Below are 19816 nucleotides of genomic sequence, written 5' to 3'. Positions count from 1 at the left end.
ACATGAGCAGATTCGAATACGCGCCGGCACCGGAGTCGCGCTCGATCGTGAAGCTGCAGCCGTCGTACGGGCTGTTCATCAACGGCGAGTTCGTCGACGGCGCAGGCAGCTTCAAGACCATCTCCCCCGCCTCCGAGGAGGTGCTGGCCGAGGTCGCCGAGGCCTCGACCGCCGACGTGGACCGGGCCGTCAAGGCCGCCCGCCGGGCTTACACCGACGTGTGGGGCCCGATGCCGGGCCGGGAGCGGGCCAAGTACCTGTTCCGGATCGCGCGGATCATCGCCGAGCGCAGCCGCGAGCTGGCCGTGCTGGAGACGCTGAACAACGGCAAGCCGATCAAGGAGTCCCGCGACGTGGACGTGCCGCTGGCCGCGGCGCACTTCTTCTACTACGCGGGCTGGGCCGACAAGCTGCCGTACGCGGGCTACGGGTCCGACCCGCGCCCGCTGGGCGTGGCCGGGCAGGTCATCCCGTGGAACTTCCCGCTGCTCATGCTGGCGTGGAAGATCGCCCCGGCGCTGGCCGCGGGCAACACGGTGGTGCTCAAGCCCGCCGAGACGACCCCACTGACCGCGCTGCTGTTCGCGGAGATCTGCCAGCAGGCCGAGCTGCCGCCGGGCGTGGTCAACATCGTCACCGGCGCGGGCGAGACCGGGGCTGCCGTGGTGAACCACCCCGACGTGGACAAGGTCGCCTTCACCGGCTCGACCGAGGTCGGCCGGATCATCGCCAGGGCCGTCGCGGGCACGAAGAAGAAGGTCACCCTGGAGCTGGGCGGCAAGGCGGCGAACATCGTGTTCGACGACGCCGCGATCGACCAGGCCGTCGAGGGCATCGTCACCGGCATCTTCTTCAACCAGGGCCACGTCTGCTGCGCGGGCTCCCGGCTGCTGGTCCAGGAGTCCGTCGCCGACCAGCTCCTCGAATCGCTCAAGCGGCGCATGGCCACCCTGCGCGTCGGCGACCCGCTGGACAAGAACACCGACGTGGGCGCGATCAACTCCGCCGAGCAGCTGGCGCGGATCAAGGCGCTGGCCGAGATCGGCTCGGCCGAGGGCGCGGAGCGCTGGTCGCCCGCGTGCGAGCTGCCCGAGCGCGGCTTCTGGTTCGCGCCGACCATCTTCACCGGCGTGTCCCAGGCGCACCGCATCGCCCGCGAGGAGATCTTCGGGCCGGTGCTGTCGGTGCTGACCTTCCGCACCCCCGGCGAGGCGGTAGAGAAGGCCAACAACACGCCGTACGGGCTGTCGGCCGGGGTGTGGAGCGAGAAGGGCTCCCGCATCCTCGCCATCGCCGACCAGCTCCGGGCCGGCGTCGTCTGGGCGAACACGTTCAACAAGTTCGACCCGACCTCGCCGTTCGGTGGTTACAAGGAATCGGGTTACGGCCGCGAGGGCGGCCGCCACGGGCTGGAGGCCTACCTTGCCGGCTAAGAAGAAGGAGTCCGCGGACTCCGTCGCCTCCGCCACCCGGGTCACCGCGGGCGGCGTCGCCGTCGCGCCGCGGCTGGCCGTACGCAAGACGTACAAGCTGTTCATCGGTGGTGCGTTCCCGCGCAGCGAGTCGGGCCGCACCTACGTCGTCGCCGACAGCAAGGGGCAGTTCGTGGCCAACGCCGCCCAGGCCTCCCGCAAGGACGCCCGTGACGCCGTGCTCGCAGCCCGGGCCGCGTTCGGCAAGTGGTCCGGCGCCACGGCGTACAACAAGGGCCAGGTCATCTACCGGATCGCGGAGATGCTGGAGGCCCGCCGCGACGAGTTCGCCGCGCTGGAGGTGCCGGCCTCCGAGGTGGACGAGGCGATCGACCGGCTGGTCTGGTACGCGGGCTGGACCGACAAGCTCGCGCAGGTCGTCGGCGGGGCGAACCCGGTGGCCGGGCCGTACTTCAACATCTCCTCGCCCGAGCCCAGCGGCGTCGTCGCGGTCGTCGCGCCGTCCGAGCCGACCCTGCTCGGCCTGGTCAGCGTCATCGCCCCGGCGATCGCGACCGGCAACACCGTCATCGTGATCACCGACGCCCCGCGCGTCGCGATCACCCTGGCCGAGGTGCTGGCCACCTCTGACGTCCCCGGCGGCGTGGTCAACATCCTCACCGGCTCCGCGGCCGAGGTCGCCCCCTGGCTGGCCTCGCACAGCGACGTCAACGGCCTCGACCTGACCGGCCTGGCCGACGCCAAGCTCGCCCTCGAACTGGAGCAGGCCGCCGCGGAGACCCTCAAGCGGGTACGCCGCCCGGCCCCCGCGCCGGACTGGTCCGCCGACCCCGGCCTCGCCCCCATGACGGCGTACCTCGAAACCAAGACCGTCTGGCACCCCAAGGGCCTGTGAACGGACGAAGGGCACCTTCACGTCGCCATGCGATGCAGAAGGTGCCCTTCCTCACATCTCAAGCTGTCGAGCTGCCGTTTCGGCCTCTGGATCGCGCGCGGCCGCCTGCTCGGCGGCGAGGGCGGGCAGCCGGAGGTCGGGTGTGCGCGGGTTCGCTAGGGTGGCCGATCATGAGCAAGCCCACCTCCGGCAGCGGCCCGATCGAGTACGTCGGCAAGGCGGATCGCCGCGCCGCGAGCCAGGCGGCAGGCAGTCGCCGAAGTTCGCGCTCGGGGTGCCTGTGGACTCTGCTGGTAGTCATCGGCTTCTTCGGCGCGGTCATCGCCTACATCCGCCTCGGCGGGCATGTGCGCGCCGCCCTGCTCGGCTTCGCCTGCGACCTGTCGGCCTGCTCCGCCGCCGGCATGACCGTCGCCGGGTGGCTGATCGTCACCACGCCCGCCGCGATGCTGCTGCTGGTGGCCGCGCTGTGGAACCGGCTCGCCAAGCGCGGGCGGGTGGCGCTGGGCACCGCGACCGCCGTGGTCGGCCTGGTCGCCTTCACCTTCTTCCCCGGCCACAAACGCGACCTGTCGGACCTGGTCAAGGGACCGGGCAGCGAAGCGGTGGACGGCGGCATCCTGTGGGCGCTGGGCGGGGCCGGGGCCGTGCTGCTGTTCCTGCTGGTCCTGGTCTTCGTGGGCAGGGCGGTGCCCGCCGTCGACCGCCACTACAACACGGTCGCGCTCGTCGGCGCCGTGGTGCTGATGGCCGCGGTGCTGCCGCCGGCCACCAGCAGGAGCGAGCCCACCTGGGTACGCGCCGCCGACGTCTTCCCCGCCGAACTGACCATGAACGGCGACCACCTCGTCCGGGTCGCCGCCACCGAGCAGCGCGGCTGCGACGGGGTCCTGCCCGACGACAAGCTGCTCAACCTGCGCAACTGCTACCTGACCGTGCGCGCGACGTTCACCACCGACGACAGCGACGCGGTCGCCACCCTCCGGGCCGTGCTGTACGCCGACGACGAGACCGCCGACGAGGTGCGCGACGGCCTGCCCCGCGGGATCACCCCCGTCGGCGTCACCGGCGACTCGATCACCGTGCTGTCCACCACCTACTCCTGGGTGCTGGTCGGCGCGGCCGGGCACGCCGACGGCCGCACGATCGCCGCGGACGAGCGGCCCTGGGTCGTCTGGCCGTTACGCCAGGTCAGCTACCACTTCATCGGGGTGCAGGGCGGCCTGCTCATCGCTCCCGACCCGAGCGACGAGATCCGGCCACGCACCCCCTGACTCCGGCAAGCTCTTCGGATCTTGTGCACTTCGTGTCGCCCCAGCAGCACGAAGTGCACAAGATCTGGCCCGCGCGGCGGTCTCGGTGCGATCCTGGGGCGATGACGGGAGTGTCGCGTGGATGAGGCGAGCCGGATGCGGGCACGGGCACGGGAGATCGCGGACGAGGTCCTGTTCCCCGCCGCCCTCGCGGTCGACGCAGCCGACCGGATCCCCGCGTCCCAGCTGGACTTGCTGGCCGCCGAGGGCTTCTACGGCATCGCCGCGCCGCCCGGGGAAGGCGGGTTCGGCATGGACTTCCCGCTGGCGGCGGCGCTGGTCGAGACCCTCGCGAGCGGCTGCCTGACCACCGCGTTCGTCTGGCTCCAGCACCACGGCCCGGTCCTGGCCGCGGCCCACAGCGACCGTCCCGGCATCCGCGACACCTGGCTGAAACCCTTCGCCCAGGGGGTACGCCGGGCCGGCATCGCGCTGGCCGGACTGCGCAGCGCCACCGCGCCCATGCGGGTGCGCACCGTCGACGGCGGCTACCTGCTCGACGGGATCGTGCCGTGGGTGACCGGCTGGGACATGATCGACACCCTCTACACCGCGGCGCGGGACGAGCACGACGACGTGCACTTCCTGTTCGTCGACGCCGCCGACGCGCCGACCCTGGTCACCACTCCGCTGGAACTGGTCGCCGTGCAGGCGAGCCGGACCGTGGACGTCCGCTTCGACGGCCACTTCGTGCCCGCCGACCGGCTCGCCGACGTGCAGGCGTACCGGAGATGGTCGTCATCGGACGCGAGCGGCTCGGCGCTGAACGGCTTCCTCGCGCTCGGCGTGGTGAACCGGTGCTGCCGCCTGCTCGGGCCGGGCCCGCTCGACGCCGAGCTGGCCGCGGCCCGCGCCGCCCTGCTGGCCGCCGACGCGGACGCGGTGCCCGCCGCCCGTGCGGCCGCCTCCGACCTGGTGCTGCGGGCCACCGCACAGCTCGCCGTGCAGACCGGCGCGCGGGCGGTGCTGCGTGACGACCACGCCCAGCGGCTGCTCCGCGAGGCGGCGTTCCTGCTGGTCTTCGGCAACCGTCCCGCCATTCGCGACGCCCTGCTCGCCCGCCTGCGGCCGGCCGCGCAACCCTGAGCGCCGCCGCCGCCCCGCCGAGATTTCTTACGGAACGGGTAAACAGCGCGGCCGTGCCGTGACGTCTTAGCCGCGAGACCACCGCTCACCGGCTGAGGAGACCCCCGTGCACCCGGAATTCGAGGATTACGTCCGCGCCCGTTCCGGGCCCCTGGTCGGCTTCGCGTACCTGCTCTGCCGCGACCGCCACCTGGCCGAGGATCTGGTGCAGGAGGTACTGGCCAAGGCGTACCGCCGCTGGGACCGCATCGAGGCCGACAACCCGGACGCCTACCTGCGCAAGGCCGTGGTGTGGGCGCACTCGTCCTGGTGGCGGCGGCTGTCGCACCGGGAGCGTCCGCTGGAGACGGCTCCCGACGCCGCGGGCGACGACGACTTCGTGCAGCGCCACGCGGTACGCGACGAGCTGTGGGCGCTGCTGGGCACGCTGCCCCGCCGCCAGCGCACGGTGCTGGTGCTGCGCTTCTTCGAGGACCTCGACGACGAGCGGATCGCCGAGCTGATGGACTGCTCGCCCGCCACGGTGCGGGTGCACGCCCACCGCGGGCTGGCCGCGCTGCGTTCCAGGCTGGCGAACCCGGTGCCGGTGCCCGCGGGCGAGCGGAGCTTCCCGGCGGTGCCGGTCGAGTCGGTGCGTCGCCGGGCGGTCGGCGTGCGGCGGCGACGGCAGGCGGGGCTGGCCGCCGCGGTGGCCGCCGTGATCGTCGCGCTGATCATGCTGGTGCCCGGCTGGCGGGGTACGCAGCCGCCGCCGGTGACCACGCCCACCCCGACGTCGCCGGCCACGCCGTCGCCGTCGGCCGCCGCGCCGTCGGTGCTGGTGCCGGTGGGGTCCGGTGGCGAGCTGCCGTCGTTCGCGTACGAGCCGGGCTGGCTGCCGGACAAGGTCGGCCCGCTGGAGGTCGTCAGCAGTCTGGACATGACCGGCCTGGAGAGCACCGGGCGGCCGGGATACCTGCTCGTCTACGCCGCGCCGACGCCCTACCGGTGGGACTGGGAGGCGGAGCAGACGCGCACGGTGCAGGTGAACGGCGTCAGCGCGACCCTGCGCACCGGCGACTACGAGACCGGTCCGGCGGTCGGGCTGACCTGGCGGCGGGACAGCCGCTGGCTGACCGTGCAGAGCTTCGGCGGCCTGCTGACCGTGGCCGAGGTCGAGCGGTTCGCCCGCGAGCTGCGCCCCGGCCGGCTGACCGCCTCCCCGCGGATCCGCTACTCGCTGGCCCCCGCCGGGTACGAGCTGGACAGCCTGGGCGTGGACCACCTGTGCCTGAGCCGGGAGCCCCGGCTGCGCCCGGAGGACCCGGTGGGGGTGTGCATCAACATCGGCACCGATACGAGCATGGTCGGCCCCGAGCGCTCGCTGCTGGTCGGCGGCCGTCCGGCCCGGCTGGAGCGGGGTGATCCAGGGGCCCCGCCGACGACGCTGTGGGTCCGGCTGGACGAGCAGCGGGTGCTGTCGGTGACGCAGGACGCGGGTGATCTCGACGAGACCGACCTCATCCGGTTCGCCGAGAGCATCACGGTGGCCGGGCCTGCGGGGCAGTGACCCACGCCATCGGGCACGATGGACAGCGTGGCCCGCCCGTTCGATCCCCGTCTGCTCCGGCAGGTCCCGTCCACCCGGCGGGACGTGCTCCTGCTGGGGGTGCTCGGGGCGGCCGTCGCCGTCGCCGTGGTGACCGCGGCGGTCGCGCTCGCCCGAGCGCTGGCCGCCGCGGTCGAGCTGCGCCTGGAGCCGGCCGCGATCACCGTGTTCCTGCTCGCGCTGACCGCCCGCGCCGCGCTCACCAGCGGGCTGGGCGTGGTCGCGGCGCGGATGGCGGCCACCGCCAAGGCGACCCTGCGGGCCGACCTGCTCGCCGCGGTGGGCCGCCGCGGTCCCGGCTGGCTGGCCGGGCAGCGGGCGGGGGAGCTGGCCACGCTCACCGGCCGAGGGCTGGACGCGCTCGACGGCTACTTCACCGGCTACCTGCCCCAGCTCGTGCTGGGCGTGACGGTGCCGATCGGGGTGCTGGCCACTCTCGCTTTCACCGATCTCGCCTCGGCGGTGATCGTGCTGGTCACCCTGCCGCTCATCCCGATCTTCGGCATCCTCGTCGGCTGGCAGACCCGCATCGCGACCGAGCGCCAGTGGCGGCGGCTGCGGATGCTCGGCGGGCACTTCCTGGACATGCTGTCCGGCCTGCCCACGCTGAAGGCGTTCGGCCGGGCGCGCGCCCAGGTCACCGCGGTGCGCGAGATGGCCGACCGGCACCGTACGGCGACCATGGGCACGCTGCGCATCGCCTTCCTGTCCGCGCTGGTGCTGGAGCTGGTCGGCACGATCTCGGTCGCGCTGGTGGCGGTGCCGGTGGGCCTGCGGCTGCTGGGCGGCGGCATGACGCTGGCCGCCGCGTTCACTGTGCTGCTACTGACCCCGGAGGCGTACGCCCCGCTGCGCGCCGCCGGCACCAGGTTCCACGCCAGCATGGAGGGCCTGACCGCGCTGGATCAGGCGTTCACCCTGCTCGCGGCCGCCGACGGCGAAACATCGGGGAGCGGATCAGCCGGCAGCGCCCGCACCGCGCCGCGCCCCGGCGTGATCGAGCTGCAGGGGGTGACCGTCGCGTACGAGCGCACCACGGCCCTGCGCGACGTCGACCTCACCATCCGCCCCGGCGAGCGGATCGCCCTGGTCGGCCCGAGCGGCGGCGGCAAGAGCACCCTGCTCAACCTGCTGCTCGGCTTCACGACGCCGACCGCGGGCCGGATCCTGGTCGACGGCGCCGACCTGGCCGAGCTCGACCTCGACGGCTGGCGGCGGCAGCTCGGCTGGGTGCCGCAGCGCGCCCACCTGTTCGCCGACACGCTCGCCGCCAACATCGCGCTGGGCGCGCCGGGCACCGCCCGGGAGCGCGTCGCGCGGGCGGCCCGCGCCGCCGCCCTCGGCCCGGTGGTCGACGCCCTGCCGCAGGGCCTGGACACCGTGCTCGGCGAGCGCGGACACGGCCTGTCCAGCGGCGAGCGCCAGCGGCTCGCGCTGGCCCGCGCCTTCCTGCGCGACGCTCCCCTGCTGCTGCTCGACGAGCCGACGGCCCGGCTGGACGCCGCCAGCGAGCAGGCGGTGGTCGAGTCCACGCTGTCGCTGGTCGAGGGCCGCACCGCGCTGCTGGTCGCGCACCGACCCGCCCTGCTCGCCGCGGCCACCCGCGTGGTGCGCATCGACCACGGCACCCTCAACGAACTGGTGACCGCATGACCACGTCCGCCGCCTCGCCGCACGCCGTCGCGGCGCGCTCCGCAGACCTGCCGGGCAGCGAACTCGGGAAGGCGAGCGGGCGCGGTCCGGGTGACGCGGCCGTGCGGCGGGTGCTGGCGTTCGCGTACCCGTTGCGGTGGCGGTTTGTCGGGGCCGGGTTGCTGGCGGCCGGGACCGAGGCGGCGGGCCTGGGATTGATGGCCGCCGCGACGTGGCTGCTGGCGACGGCGGCCGGGCAGCCCCCGCTGATCGCGCTGTCGATCGCGATCGTGCTGGTGCGGGCGCTGGCCATCGGGCGTGGCGTGCTGCGTTACGTGGAGCGGCTGGCGAGCCACGACGCCGTGCTGCGCATGGTCACCGAGGTGCGGGCCCGCATCTTCGCGGCGCTGGTGGACCGGCCCCCGGCCCGCCGGGCCGACGCGCTCAGCCGGATGGTCTCCGACGTCGACGCGGTGCAGGACCTGGTGATCCGGGTGATGCTGCCGATGGCGGCCGCGGGGCTGGTCGCCGTCGCCGCGGTCGGCACGGCCATGTTCGCCGACCCCGCCGTCGCCCTGGTGCTGCTGGCCGGTCTGCTGGTCACCGGCGTGGCGCTGCCGCTGCTGGCCGCCCGGCTGGCCCGGCACGGCGCGGCCCGGCTGGCCCCGCTGCGCGCCGCGTACGCGGTCGACACGGTGGACCTGGTGCACGGCGCGGCCGACCTCGCCGCCTTCGGCGCCCGTCCGGAGTACGAGGCCCGCGGCACCGCACACGCCGCCGAACTGGCCCGGGTGGAACGTGCCCTGGCCCTGCGCTCGTTCGCGGTGGACGCCGCGGCGACCACGCTCGGCGCAGTGACCGCGATGGCCGTGATGATCACCGCCCTGTCGCGCGGCCTGCCCGGGGTGTGGCTGGCGGTGCTCGCGGTGGCCACCCTCGCCACCGGGGAGCTGGCGCTGTCGCTGCTGGCCGCCGCCCGCAAGGGCGCCGAGATCCAGGGCAGCCTGCGCCGCGTCGCCGAGCTGCTGGACGAGCCCGCGGCCGCCGCGGACGGCGGGTTGCCGGTCCCGGACGGATCCGTACACCTGCGCCTGCGCGGGGCTGGAGTGCGCTATCGCGCCGACGCCGCGCCGGCCCTGCACGACATCGACCTCGACCTGCCACCCGGCCGCCGGATCGCGGTCGTAGGCCCCTCCGGCGCCGGCAAGAGCACCCTGCTCGCCCTGCTCACCGGCGCGATCACCCCGGACTCCGGCACCGCGACCGCCGAACCGGCCCACGCCGCGCGGTCCACCGACCCGACCGCCGAAAACGGCGACACGGACGGGTCAGCGTTGGCGCCCTCGGCGCCCGGCGTCGGCATGCCGATCGCGGCGTTCGACCGGCATCAGTGGCCCGCCGCGGTGACCGGGCTGCTGGCCGACGCACACCTGTTCCACGCCTCGGTCCGGGACAACCTGCTGCTGGGCCGACCCGACGCGACGGAGGACGAGCTGGTCGCCGCCTGCCGGACCGCCGGGCTGGGGGACTGGGTGGACGCGCACGGCCTGGACGTGCGCGTCGGCGAGGACGGGGCCGAGCTGTCCGGCGGCCAGCGGCAGCGGCTCGCGCTGGCCCGGGCTGTGCTGGCCGACCCGCAGGTGCTGCTGCTCGACGAGCCGACCGAGGGCCTGGACCCCGCGCAGGCCGACGCGGTCCTCGCCGCCGTGCTGGCGCACCGGCGCGGCCGCTCGGTGGTGCTGGTGACCCACCGGCTTTCCGGTCTCGACGCGTTCGACGAGGTCGTGGTGCTGGACGGCGGACGCGTGAAGGAGCGCGGAACGCAGGGTTGGGTGCGGGCGCACGGGGGCTGACACGAACCACTAGGGTGTGCGGAGAGTCACCGACCCGGTAGAGGTCGGCAGCTGAACGGCGGAGGTCAGCAGTGGCAAGCACGCTCTGGGACGAGTACCAGGTCTCGCCGGTGGAGGTAGCCCTGCCCGGTGGCAAGGTCGGCATGACGCTGCGGGCGTACCGTCCCGCGAGCGAGCTGACCCCGACCGACATCGCCGATCGCGAGGACGACGACGCGATCTTCGCTGGCCGCACCGGCCGTCCCATGGGCGTCGCGGACGAGGAAGAGCTGCCGGAGTTCCAGTGGACCAAGGAGGCCTTGGACGAGGTCGCCGCGGCTCCCGCCGAGGACGAGGTCGCCGAGCGCGTCGTGGAGTCCGCCGAGGCCGAGGAGGCCGAGGAGGAGGACGACGAGGACGCCGCCGTCTCCGACGAGGAGGTGCCCGTCTTCCTCTCGCACAAGGGCCGCCTGCTGCTGTTCCTGTCGGCCAAGGGCCTGGCCGACTTCGTGCGCTCCGGCGCACCGCACGACATGAAGCAACTCGAAGGCTGGGCGAAGCTCGCCAAGTCGGTCAAGGCCACCGACGTGGTCGCGGGCGAGGACGACGCGTACGAACTGGACCTGGTCGTGGAGAACCTGCGCGGTGGCCCGGATGCCTGGGACGCCGAGCTCGTGCTGCGCGCCGGGGAGTTTGCCAGAGATGTGAGCTACGCTCTTCGCCTCAAGCCCGTCATGGTGGCGCTCTCCCCCGGCTCCCCGCTCGACGACCTCGACGATGCGCTGCGCGCTTCGGAAGGGGGCGGCGTCGGTGCGTTCTTCGCAAAGCGAAAGCTGAAGAAAATCGGGGCAGAGCAGGCATCCATCGGCTGGCGTTCGGTAATTGGCAAGATCTCTGGCGCTGTGGACTGGCGCGACTGACCCCTAACCAGGGAACATCAGTCTTTGGCACACGAGGGGTCCGGGAGGAGGACGAGTCCGTGGCGCTCGTGCGGGTGTACTGCGGTATCGCGTCGACAGCTCCGGAGGTCGACGCGGGGGACAACCTTGCGGCGGCCGTCAACCGGCTGACCGTCGCCGTTGTCGACGACTCCGGCAGGTTGCTGGAGTTCTGCGTCATCAACGACGATCCCACCGGCTACGCGCTGGTGACGTCGCTGCTGGCGGAGAGGTTCGGCGGCTCGACGATGGTCACGGTGGCCGCCGACAGCGACGACCAGCAGGTCATCTCGCTGCTCGCCGCGGCAGGCCGGGCGATCGCGTACACCGATGACGAGTCCGCCGACGACTTCGCCGACCGGTTCGCCGACGACGAGTCCCTGGACGAGGTCAACTCCTCCCCCGACGAGCGCCGTGCCGTCGGGCTCGCCCGCGCGCTGCAGGCCGGTGCGCTGTCCGCAGTGGTCGGTCCCGCGCCCCGCGAGTTCGTCGCCTTCAAGCCGGTGCTGGCCGCGCACGCCGCGCTGGCCGTCGGCCGGCACGCCGCCGCGGTGGCCCTGCGCGAGGTGCTGCGCGAGCTGTACCCCGCCGCCCTGCGCGCCTACCCCGACCCGGCCGCACCGGTCGCCCTGGCCGTGCTCGAGGCGCTGCCCGAGCCGGGCATGCTGGCCGGCCAGTCCGGCTCCCGCAACCGTGACAACGGCGCGACCGCCGAGACCGTCGCCGCCCGGCTCGTCGCCGACGGCGTCTGCGACAGCGGCACCGCCCTGGAGGCGGTCACCGCGCTGCGCGTCGCCATCGCCGAGACCCCGCGCCGCAACGGCATCGGCAAGCAGCTGACCGCTGCCGTGGCCGAGTCCGTGCGGCACAGCGTGGCCGCGGTGCGCTCTTCCGACGCCGCCGGCGCCGCCATCATCGACGCCCTCGCCGAGCGGATGGCCCCGCAGGCGGCCGCCGTGCCCGCCCAGCCCGCAGCCCGGCGGACCGGGGTTCCGGTCACCTCCGCACCGCCCGCGATGGCCGCCGCGACCGGCGCCCGCCGCCGGGTGCAGCCGACCGCGGTGAACGCCGCCCCGGCGCAGCCGCGCCCGGTGCAGGCCCCGCCGACTGCCCCGGAACCGGTGTCCGCCACGCCCCTGGCCCCGCCGCCGGTGGAGCGTCCCGCGTGGGCGCCCTCCACGCCGCCCGTGCCGCCCGGTTTCGAGCCGACCCCGATCACGGGTACCCCGATCGTCGCCACGCCCGCTGCGGCGCGCCAGGAGGCCCCTGCCGCCCCCACCCGGCAGGCGCCCACCCCGATCCCGGCCCGGCAGACCCCGATCCCGGCGCAGCGCACCTCGCGGCCGCCGGCCGACGCGGGCAAGCCGTTCGTGCCGACCCTGACCAATGCCGTCATCAGCGGTGAGCGTGCCGCGCGCGGGTTCAACCAGGCCCCGTCCGCGGACCTGCCCGACGAGTCCGTCGAGCCGGTGCAGCGTGGCTACCAGCAGCCCGCCGCCGACCTGGCGGACCACGCGCCGCGGGGCTACCAGCCCTCGGCCGAACCGGCGAACGACGCGCCGCGCGGCTATCAGCAGCCCGCCCCGGAGCTGCCGAACGACCGGGCCGAGCGCGCCCCCCGCGGCGGCTACCAGCCGCCCGCCGAGCCGGTGAACGACCGCGCCCCCCGTGGTGGTTACCAGCAGGCCGCCGAGCCCGCGAACGACCGCGCCCCGCGTGGTGGTTACCAGCCGCCCGTAACGGACCGGGCCAACGACTACGACGACCGCGCCCCGCGCGGCTACCAGCCGTCGGCCGCCGAGCGGCTGGCCAACGAGCTCGCCGAGCGCGCCCGCAGCGGCTTCGGGCAGGACAACCTGCGCGACACCGGGGAGCGGCCGCGCTACAACGCGCCGTCCGCGACCGACGTGCCGAGCGACATCACCCGGATGCAGGTCGACCCGCTGGGCATGACGCCGCAGCCGCCCGCGGCGCCCGCCGGTTCGCGCGCCAACTGGCCGCTGAACCCCGAGCCGGAGGAGCCGGCCCGGCCCGCCGACGGGCGGATCACCCCGCCCTGGCTCGACGACGACCTGGTGCTGCCCGAGTCCCCGTCGCTGCGGCTGGTGGACGAACCCGCCCGGCGCAACGGCCGCGGCGTGCGCGACGAACCCCCGCTGCGCCTGGTCGACGACAGCGCGCTGACCGGGGCCCGGCCCAAGCCGCGCCGCACCGAGCGCGCCTCCAGCCCGGCCTCCGGCGAGGACGACGACCTGCTGATCTTCGCGTCGGTCTCCTCGGCCTGGTTCGCCGGGCCGGGCGACGACACCGAGACCACCTGGAACTCGACCATGGACACCGGCTGGCGCGCCGCCGAGCAGGCAGCGCGCCCGCAGGTCGGCGTCGACACCACGGCGGGCCTGCCCCGCCGCGTCCCGCAGGCCAACCTGGTGCCCGGCTCCACGCCGGAGCGCGAGGAGCGCCCGCTGCGCATAGTCCGCGACGCCGCCGGCATCGCCGCGCACACCAGCAACTACTTCCGCGGCTGGCGCCGCGGCAACCAGGAACTGGGCGGCGCGCCCGGCCAGGGCGGCTTCGCCGTCGGCGGCCGACCGGGCCGGGAGTCTGCCAACGGCTGGGACTTCAGCCGCGAGCAGGACGCACGCGACGACCGGGACGACTACAACTACCGCGCGGCGAACTACCGCTGACCTGCAGTTTCAGTGTGTCCCAGGCCATAGTCCCCTGGCTTGACCCCCGCGCCGGCGGGACAGCACGATACGTGTGCGGCAGTGGCTCACGCCACTGCCCACGCACCCCTGCACCACGGAAAGGCACGTCATGAACAGCGCCACAGGTGGACTGACCCGACGAAGCGCCCTCACCGGCGGACTCGGACTGGCCGCCGGGGTGCTGCTGGCCGCCTGCGCCGAGCCCGACGCGACGGCCGCGGGCGCCACCGGGGAGCTGGTGCTGGGCGTCAACCTGGAGCTCACCGGCGCCGGTTCGACTCTCGGCAAGCTCCAGGAGCAGGCGCTGAAGGTCGGCGCAGACGAGATCAACTCGATCGGCATCCCGTACGGCGAGGGCCGCCTCTACATCCGGCTGGTTGTCAAGGACAACGGCGGCAACGCGGCGACCGCGATGCAGCAGGCCAAGGACCTCATCGAGCAGGACAAGGTCAGCGCGATCATCGGCGGCGCGACCGTCGAGACGGCCCGCGCGATCATCTCCGTGGCCGAGCCGGGCAAGGTCCCGTTCCTGTGCCTCAACAGCGGTGACGACATGACCGTGCCGCTGCCCAACCGGAAGTTCGTCTACCAGCTCGGCGCGAACGCCTCGGATGTCGCGGCCGTCATGGGCCGCGAGATCCGCAAGCAGCAGCTGGTGAAGGTCGCCGTGCTGGCGACCGCAGACGGGCACGGCGACGCGGGTGTGCGCGCGCTGCCCCGGGCCATGCTCGCCAGCGGACGCGACATCGTCGACACCGTGCGCCTGCCCCGGTCCGGCCGGGCCTACGGCAGCGCCGCCGCACGGATCGCCGACGCCGAGGCGGACGCGGTCATCATCTGGGCGCAGGCCCCGGTGAGCGCCGCCGCGGTCGCCGCGCTGCGCAACGCCGGCTACGAGGGCAAGGTGTTCCTCGACGCCGGTGCGGGCGCGGACGAGACCCTCAACGGCCCCAACGCCCGCGCGATGGAAGGCGCCTACGTCGTGCACCCCGCTGTGCTCGCCGGGGCCCCCACGGTGGCCACCACGCCCTCCGGACGCGCCCAGCGCACCTTCATCTACCGCTACATCCAGCAGTACGGCTCGTTCACCGGCTTCGCGCCGTACGGGGCTGACGCGCTGACGCTGATGGCCACCGCCGCCCGCCGGGCCGTCAGCACCGATCCGCAACGCCTGCGCGGCCGCCTCGAGGGCGGTCCGATCGAGGGCATCACCGGGGCCTACGCCTTCCAGCCCATCTCCCACGGCGGCCTCGAAGCCGACGCCCTCGCCCCCTTCGTCGTCCGCCAGGGCGCCTGGGTCCGCCTCAGCTGACCCTCCCTTCCTGACCACCCCGGCCTCTGGCCCGCCCGACCTCTGGCCCGCCCGACCTCTGGCCTTCTGGCACAACTCTTAAAGACTCGCGCCCTCAGAGACCGTCTGAGGGCGCGAGTCTTTAAGACTTGCGGCAAAGGGGCCGGACAGCACTTCAGGCCCGCTGTCCGGGGACGGCGGGCCTTGAGGTGCCTGGCTATGTCAGGCGGGGGCTCCGGTGCGGGTACGCCGCATCGAGAGCACGTACTCCACCAGGGAGATCAGCACCTGCTTGGTCGACTCGCGGTTACGCGCGTCGCAGCTGACCACGGGCACGTCCGAGGAGATCGCGAGCGCGTCGCGAACGTCCTGGGCGTTGTGGTACTGCTGACCGTCAAACTGGTTGATCGCGATCAGGTAGGGCAGCTTGCGGTGTTCGAAGAAGTCGATCGCCGCGAAGCAGTCCGCCAACCTGCGGGTGTCCACCATGACCACCGCGCCGATCGCGCCCCGCACCAGCTCGTCCCACATGAACCAGAAACGCGTCTGGCCAGGCGTGCCGAACAGGTACAGGATCAGGTCGCGATCGATGGAGATACGGCCGAAGTCCATGGCCACCGTGGTGGTGGTCTTGTTGGGGACCGAGCGCGTGTCGTCCACGCCGACGCCGGCCGAAGTCATAATCGCTTCAGTGGTCAGCGGCGTGATCTCCGAAACGGACCCAACCAGCGTCGTCTTACCGACGCCGAAGCCGCCGGCGATGACAATCTTCGCCGATGTCACACGACCGCCAGGCTGTTGCGCCGGGCGGTGTGACATGTCAGAGCCTCCGAAGTCCACTGAGTACCCTCTCCAGCAGTTCAGTGCCTACCGCGTCGTTACTCTCAAACGACGTCGGCTCGTATACCGCGACCAGGCCGTCTGCCGCCATGTCCGCGATGAGGACACGGGCGACACCGAGCGGCAGCCGCATCCGTGCTGCGATCTCCGCGAGCGACTGCACCTTGCCGTCGCAGAGAGACGCGATGTGTTGATGTTCCCGCCCGTGGCCGCCGCGACCCGAGGTGCCGGCAGAGCGACCACGTACGGTCGTCTCCACCAGCGCCTCGATCGCGATCTCCAATCGCGGCCGGGTGCGGCCACGGGTCACGGCGTACGGCCGTACCAATGCGCCGGTCGGTTCTTCTCTGTCGGGCATCGTCGCCGTTCACCCCCTTCCCCAGTGCCGTCCCCGGACCCTCCGGGACGGTTGTGCCTCAGCCCAGCACGCCTGCGGCGCTGCGCGGGGCCGGGGTGAGCGCGTCGCCCACCCGGTCCACGAGAAGCGCCATCTCGTACCCGACCTGGCCCACGTCACAGCTTCGCGAAGCGAGCACCGCGAACGAGGAACCATCGGAGATGGACATCAGGAAAAGGAACCCGTTGTCCATCTCCACGACAGTCTGCAACACCGCCCCGCCCTCGAAACAGCGGGCGGCACCTTGCGTGAGGCTCACCAGACCGGATGAGATGGCGGCCAGCTGGTCGGCCCGGTCCCGGGGAAGATCCCGGGAGGACGCGAGCAGAAGGCCGTCCGCGGACACCGCGACCGCATGGGCGACGCCCGGCACCCGGTCGGCGAAGTTGGCCAACAGCCAACCAAGATCCTGCGTAGTGGTCATGCCTCCTGCTCCTTGCCAGACTGGCTTCCGGTCTCGGTGGAGCCCGGAATCACATCATCGTCCTTGTGCTGAGTGCGGCCACGCTGCACCCCGCGGTGGTAGGCGGAGAGCAGTCCGCGGACGCCCTCCGGCGTACGGCGCTGCACGGTGGTAGCGCCCTTCTCCACACCGCCGGGGACCAGCTGTGCCATCGGGGTGCGCTTGGGCAGCCCGGCGGCCGTCGATTCCGAAGGTGCCGTGTTGTTGGCGATCGCCGTGGCGGCCGCCCATCCGTCGTCCGCGGCTGTCTGCCAGCTCGGCCGGTAAGGCGCCGGTACCTCGTATCCGGCGGCCTCGCGGCCAGACTGTGTACTCCCCATGCTCACGTCCCTGCTCGGCAGGTCGGAAGCTCCCGCCGCTGTGCTGACCTTCGGTCCACCGTTGCTCCCGTGACCGTTGCGCTCAACGGCGGGGAACTGTGCGGTGATCGTAGTGTCTTGGGGGACGTTCGCGGGAGGGGCAGTTTTCTCGTCCTGACCTGGTGTATCGACTGCCGTACGCCGCGTGCTGAACCAGGCCGACTCGAGCTCCCGGAAGATCGGCAGCTCCATCGTCTCGTCAGCGAACGGGATACGCGTGTCCACGACCGGGTACTCGTCCGGAATCCGCGGCATCTCGGCCGTCATGTCCGGCGTCGCCGCCCTGCTGTCCTCGTGGCTGACCGGCGGCCAGACCGGCGGCACGGCGGACGCGGGAACGTCCAGCGGGGCCGCCGAGACGGGCGCTGCCGAGACGGGCACCGCGGAGACCGGGACGGCCGAGATCGGCATGCCAGGGCTCGTGTACGGGCTGCTCGGCGTCTGCGGAGACGCCGGAGCGGGCACCGCCGGCCCGGCCCAGCTCTGCTGGTTCCAGGACGGGTTGGCGCGCTCCTCGGCGGGCGACGAGGACTGCCGCGGGATCTGCGGCTGGTTGAACGAGTCCGGCCGATCGGTGTCGGCCGGCACCCGCCGCTGCGGGAGCGCCTCGCCGAAGCTGGACTGCGCCGCGTTGGAGCCGTTGACACCGGTCAGGTCCGACCACGCCGGCATGCCGGCCCGCGAGGGCGGCGCGCTGACGGGCAGTTCCGGAGCGGGCGGAGCCGGCGGGGCGTCGAAGAGCCGCCCGCCGCTGCCGCCGCCGTTGACCGGGCGGCCGGCACCGGCCGGAGCACCCAGCCCGGAGCCCGACTCCAGCGCCAGCGGCGCGAAGGAGGACGAGCGCTGCGCGGGAGCTGCCGGGGGCTGCTGGCGCACGTTGGGAGCCGGGGCGAACCCGGGCAGTTCCCGCGGCGGGCCGGCGGCGCGGCCGCCTGCCAGGGCACGCGGCACCAGGACCGCGGTCGGCAGCGTGACGTCGGCGATGATGCCCCGGTCGGCCGAGAGCCGAAGCTCCGTCTTGACCCCGTGCCGTGCGGCGAGCCGCGCGACCACGACCAGGCCCATCATCCGGGAGACCGCCACGTCCACCTGCGGCGGACTGGCCAGCTTCTCGTTGATCTCGTTGAGCATGTCCGGCGAGATGCCGATGCCGTGGTCCTCGACGTAGAGCACGGCGCGGTCGCCCACCCGGCGTGCCTCGACCATGACGGTCGAGTCCGGCGGGGAGAACGCGGTCGCGTTGTCGAACAGCTCGGCGATGAGGTGCACCAGGTCGTTGACCGCGTGCGCGGCGACCTCGATGTCACGGTCGATGACCCCGAACTCGATCCGGGTGTAGTGCTCGACCTCGGACTGGGCGGCACGGAGCACGTCCAGCAGAGCCGCGGGTTCGCGCTGCACACGGGTGGAGTCGGCGCCGGCGAGGACCAGGAGGTTCTCGTCGTTGCGGCGCATTCGGGTGGCGAGGTGGTCCAGCTGGAAGAGCTCGGCCAGCCGGTCCGGGTCCTCCTCGCCGCGCTCCAGGCGGTCCAGGTGACCGATGAGCCGGTCGACCAGGATCTGCGAGCGGCGGGCGAGGTTGACGAACATCGTCGCGACGGACGACCGCAGGGCTGCCTGCTCGGCGGCGGTGCGGACGGCCTCCAGGTGGACCGCGTTGAACGCCTCGGTCACCTGCCCGAACTCGTCCTTGCTGCGCACCGGCAGAGGCTCGGCGATCTGGTTGGCGACCTGCACCGGCGACAGCTGTGAGGACAGCGCCGGGTCGCGCAGCCGGGCCACGGCCTGGGGCAGGCCGTACTGGGCGATGCTGAGCGCGCCGTGGCGCAGTTCGCGCAGCGACCGGGCCATCGAGCGGGCCACCAGCCAGGCGAAGAGGATCGCCAGCAGCAGCATGCCCAGCAGCAGGCCGGTCTGCACGAGAACCTGCTGGGTGACCTCGTCACGCAGGTCGCTCGCGGTCACCTCGACGTCGGAGTCCAGCTGCTGCTCGACCTTGCGGAGCACTCCGCCGTGGTCGCGCATGCTCTGGTCCCACTCGGCCGCGGAGAAGTTCAGCGAGGACAGCGACTCGCCCAGCAGCGCCTCGATGTCGGCCTGGAACTTCGACGACTTGCGCAGCGTCGGGCCGGTCACCTGGCTGTTGAACAGGTCCATGTCCGCGTCGCTGGCCACCGATTCGAAGGCGTCGCGCGCCTGTTCCTGGCCGGTCAGCGTGGCGATGAAGTCCTTGCGCAGACCCGTGTTCAGGCCACCGAGCATGTATGCCCGGTGCACGATGACCCGTTCCTGCGAGAGGAATTCCTTGTACGTGGCGATCGCGCTGGCCGCGCGCAGGCCGTCACCGAGGTCGCCGCCACCGGCGATCTGGGCGGCGCTGTCACGGATCTGCAGCAGGTAATCGATGATCACCTGGTAGCGCATCGCCGCGTCGGACTGCTTGATCTTGCGGTCCTTCACCTGCTCTCGCACGGAGGGCAGGCTGGAAAGTCCCGAGTCGATCTGCACGAGCAGGTCCCGGAGGCTGTCGTCGACGTCGACCAGCGCGCCGCGCTGCTGCGCGTACGGCTTCTTGGCCTCGTCGACCAGCTTGCCGGAGTTCTCGTACGACGCCGGCGGCGTGTTGGTCGTGCCGAGCAGCATGACCGCTGCCGCACGCTCGTTCTGGAGGTCGTCGACGAGTGCGCCTGACTCCTTCACCAACACGGAGAGAATCCGTGTGCGGTCGGCGCCCGTCGCTGTGTCGAGGTTGTCCAACAGACCGTTGGTGCCCACGACGATCGTGGCCAGAGTCGGAACGATCATGATCAGGCCCAGCTTGGACCAGATCGGCATGTCCCGGAGCCGGCTCACAGGCCGTCGGAGACGCGAAAGGACCGCGTTGTTCTGCGTTCCTGGCCGCTTGCTCACGTCACCGCCCTCCTGTCGGTACCACCATCGAGATCCGCGAAAGTGCGGATGGCGCGGGGGTCGCGCCGGGCACCGTACACAGCCCATCCCGGCGAGCTAGGGACGGACCCCCGAGATTCCATCACGCC

14 protein-coding genes are annotated in these 19816 nt (G+C 73.0%); 10 read left to right on the top strand and 4 right to left on the bottom strand.

Going from position 1 to position 19816, the window contains the following annotated elements:
- Positions 1–2 precede the first annotated feature (2 nt).
- From F6W97_RS32115 to F6W97_RS32070, 10 genes are all read left to right on the top strand, one after another.
- Positions 3–1433, top strand: coding sequence for an aldehyde dehydrogenase family protein (locus F6W97_RS32115; protein ID WP_155374312.1), 1431 nt, complete (start codon positions 3–5; stop codon positions 1431–1433).
- A 73-nt stretch (positions 1434–1506) separates the two neighbouring features.
- Positions 1507–2328 carry an aldehyde dehydrogenase family protein gene (locus F6W97_RS32110; RefSeq protein WP_230687181.1) on the top strand — a complete coding sequence of 274 codons (822 nt, stop codon included), beginning with the start codon at positions 1507–1509 and terminating at the stop codon, positions 2326–2328.
- A gap of 170 nt (positions 2329–2498) precedes the next feature.
- On the top strand, positions 2499–3602 hold the full coding sequence (locus F6W97_RS32105) for a hypothetical protein (protein WP_155374310.1): 1104 nt from the start codon (positions 2499–2501) through the stop codon (positions 3600–3602).
- Between the two features lie 117 nt (positions 3603–3719).
- Complete coding sequence (locus F6W97_RS32100) at positions 3720–4727, top strand: acyl-CoA dehydrogenase family protein (protein WP_155374309.1); 1008 nt, start codon at positions 3720–3722, stop codon at positions 4725–4727.
- Positions 4728–4833: 106 nt separating this feature from the next.
- Complete coding sequence (locus tag F6W97_RS41450) at positions 4834–6276, top strand: SigE family RNA polymerase sigma factor (protein ID WP_330164996.1); 1443 nt, start codon at positions 4834–4836, stop codon at positions 6274–6276.
- A 27-nt stretch (positions 6277–6303) separates the two neighbouring features.
- Entirely contained in the window at positions 6304–7968 is a 1665-nt protein-coding gene (gene cydD / locus F6W97_RS32090) for a thiol reductant ABC exporter subunit CydD (RefSeq protein ID WP_407924629.1), read from the top strand.
- Entirely contained in the window at positions 7965–9800 is a 1836-nt protein-coding gene (locus F6W97_RS32085) for an amino acid ABC transporter ATP-binding/permease protein (RefSeq protein WP_155374307.1), read from the top strand. Before cydD ends, F6W97_RS32085 begins: the two co-directional genes overlap by 4 nt.
- A 71-nt stretch (positions 9801–9871) precedes the next feature.
- Positions 9872–10699 (top strand): DNA primase, encoded by an 828-nt coding sequence (locus F6W97_RS32080; protein ID WP_155374306.1) that lies wholly within the window; start codon positions 9872–9874, stop codon positions 10697–10699.
- A 59-nt stretch (positions 10700–10758) separates the two neighbouring features.
- Entirely contained in the window at positions 10759–13407 is a 2649-nt protein-coding gene (locus F6W97_RS32075; RefSeq protein WP_155374305.1) for a transposase, read from the top strand.
- Between the two features lie 130 nt (positions 13408–13537).
- A complete protein-coding gene (locus F6W97_RS32070; RefSeq protein WP_155374304.1) occupies positions 13538–14740 on the top strand; it encodes an ABC transporter substrate-binding protein in 1203 nt (400 codons plus the stop codon).
- Between the two features lie 201 nt (positions 14741–14941).
- On the opposite strand, the gene F6W97_RS32065 is transcribed toward F6W97_RS32070, so the two are convergent.
- From F6W97_RS32065 to F6W97_RS32050, 4 genes are read right to left on the bottom strand one after another with little or no spacing between them, the layout of a single operon-like run.
- Positions 14942–15538: a GTP-binding protein gene (locus F6W97_RS32065; RefSeq protein ID WP_155374303.1), complete on the bottom strand. Its 597-nt coding sequence runs from the start codon at positions 15536–15538 to the stop codon at positions 14942–14944.
- A gap of 1 nt (position 15539) precedes the next feature.
- Positions 15540–15917: a DUF742 domain-containing protein gene (locus F6W97_RS32060; RefSeq protein ID WP_120318038.1), complete on the bottom strand. Its 378-nt coding sequence runs from the start codon at positions 15915–15917 to the stop codon at positions 15540–15542.
- Positions 15918–15975: 58 nt separating this feature from the next.
- The gene (locus tag F6W97_RS32055) at positions 15976–16380 is read right to left on the bottom strand and encodes a roadblock/LC7 domain-containing protein (RefSeq protein ID WP_144122168.1); all 405 of its coding nucleotides are present in this window, start codon (positions 16378–16380) and stop codon (positions 15976–15978) included.
- Complete coding sequence (locus tag F6W97_RS32050; protein ID WP_155374302.1) at positions 16377–19688, bottom strand: sensor histidine kinase; 3312 nt, start codon at positions 19686–19688, stop codon at positions 16377–16379. The genes F6W97_RS32055 and F6W97_RS32050 overlap by 4 nt, the downstream gene beginning before the upstream one ends.
- Positions 19689–19816: the final 128 nt, after the last annotated feature.

Source organism: Catellatospora vulcania, from assembly GCF_009720385.1.
GTDB lineage: Bacteria > Actinomycetota > Actinomycetes > Mycobacteriales > Micromonosporaceae > Catellatospora > Catellatospora vulcania.
Note: the sequence above shows the minus strand (reverse complement) of the source record. Positions and strands in the feature narration are given on the sequence as shown.

What these genes read in the sequence shown, in the direction of transcription:
- F6W97_RS32070 (WP_155374304.1), top strand. Translation starts at nt 13,538, where the DNA reads ATGAACAGCGCCACAGGTGGACTGACCCGACGAAGCGCCCTCACCGGC.
- F6W97_RS32085 (WP_155374307.1), top strand. Translation starts at nt 7,965, where the DNA reads ATGACCACGTCCGCCGCCTCGCCGCACGCCGTCGCGGCGCGCTCCGCA.
- F6W97_RS32115 (WP_155374312.1), top strand. Translation starts at nt 3, where the DNA reads ATGAGCAGATTCGAATACGCGCCGGCACCGGAGTCGCGCTCGATCGTG.
- F6W97_RS32065 (WP_155374303.1), bottom strand. Translation starts at nt 15,538, where the DNA reads ATGTCACACCGCCCGGCGCAACAGCCTGGCGGTCGTGTGACATCGGCG.
- F6W97_RS32105 (WP_155374310.1), top strand. Translation starts at nt 2,499, where the DNA reads ATGAGCAAGCCCACCTCCGGCAGCGGCCCGATCGAGTACGTCGGCAAG.
- F6W97_RS32060 (WP_120318038.1), bottom strand. Translation starts at nt 15,917, where the DNA reads ATGCCCGACAGAGAAGAACCGACCGGCGCATTGGTACGGCCGTACGCC.
- F6W97_RS32055 (WP_144122168.1), bottom strand. Translation starts at nt 16,380, where the DNA reads ATGACCACTACGCAGGATCTTGGTTGGCTGTTGGCCAACTTCGCCGAC.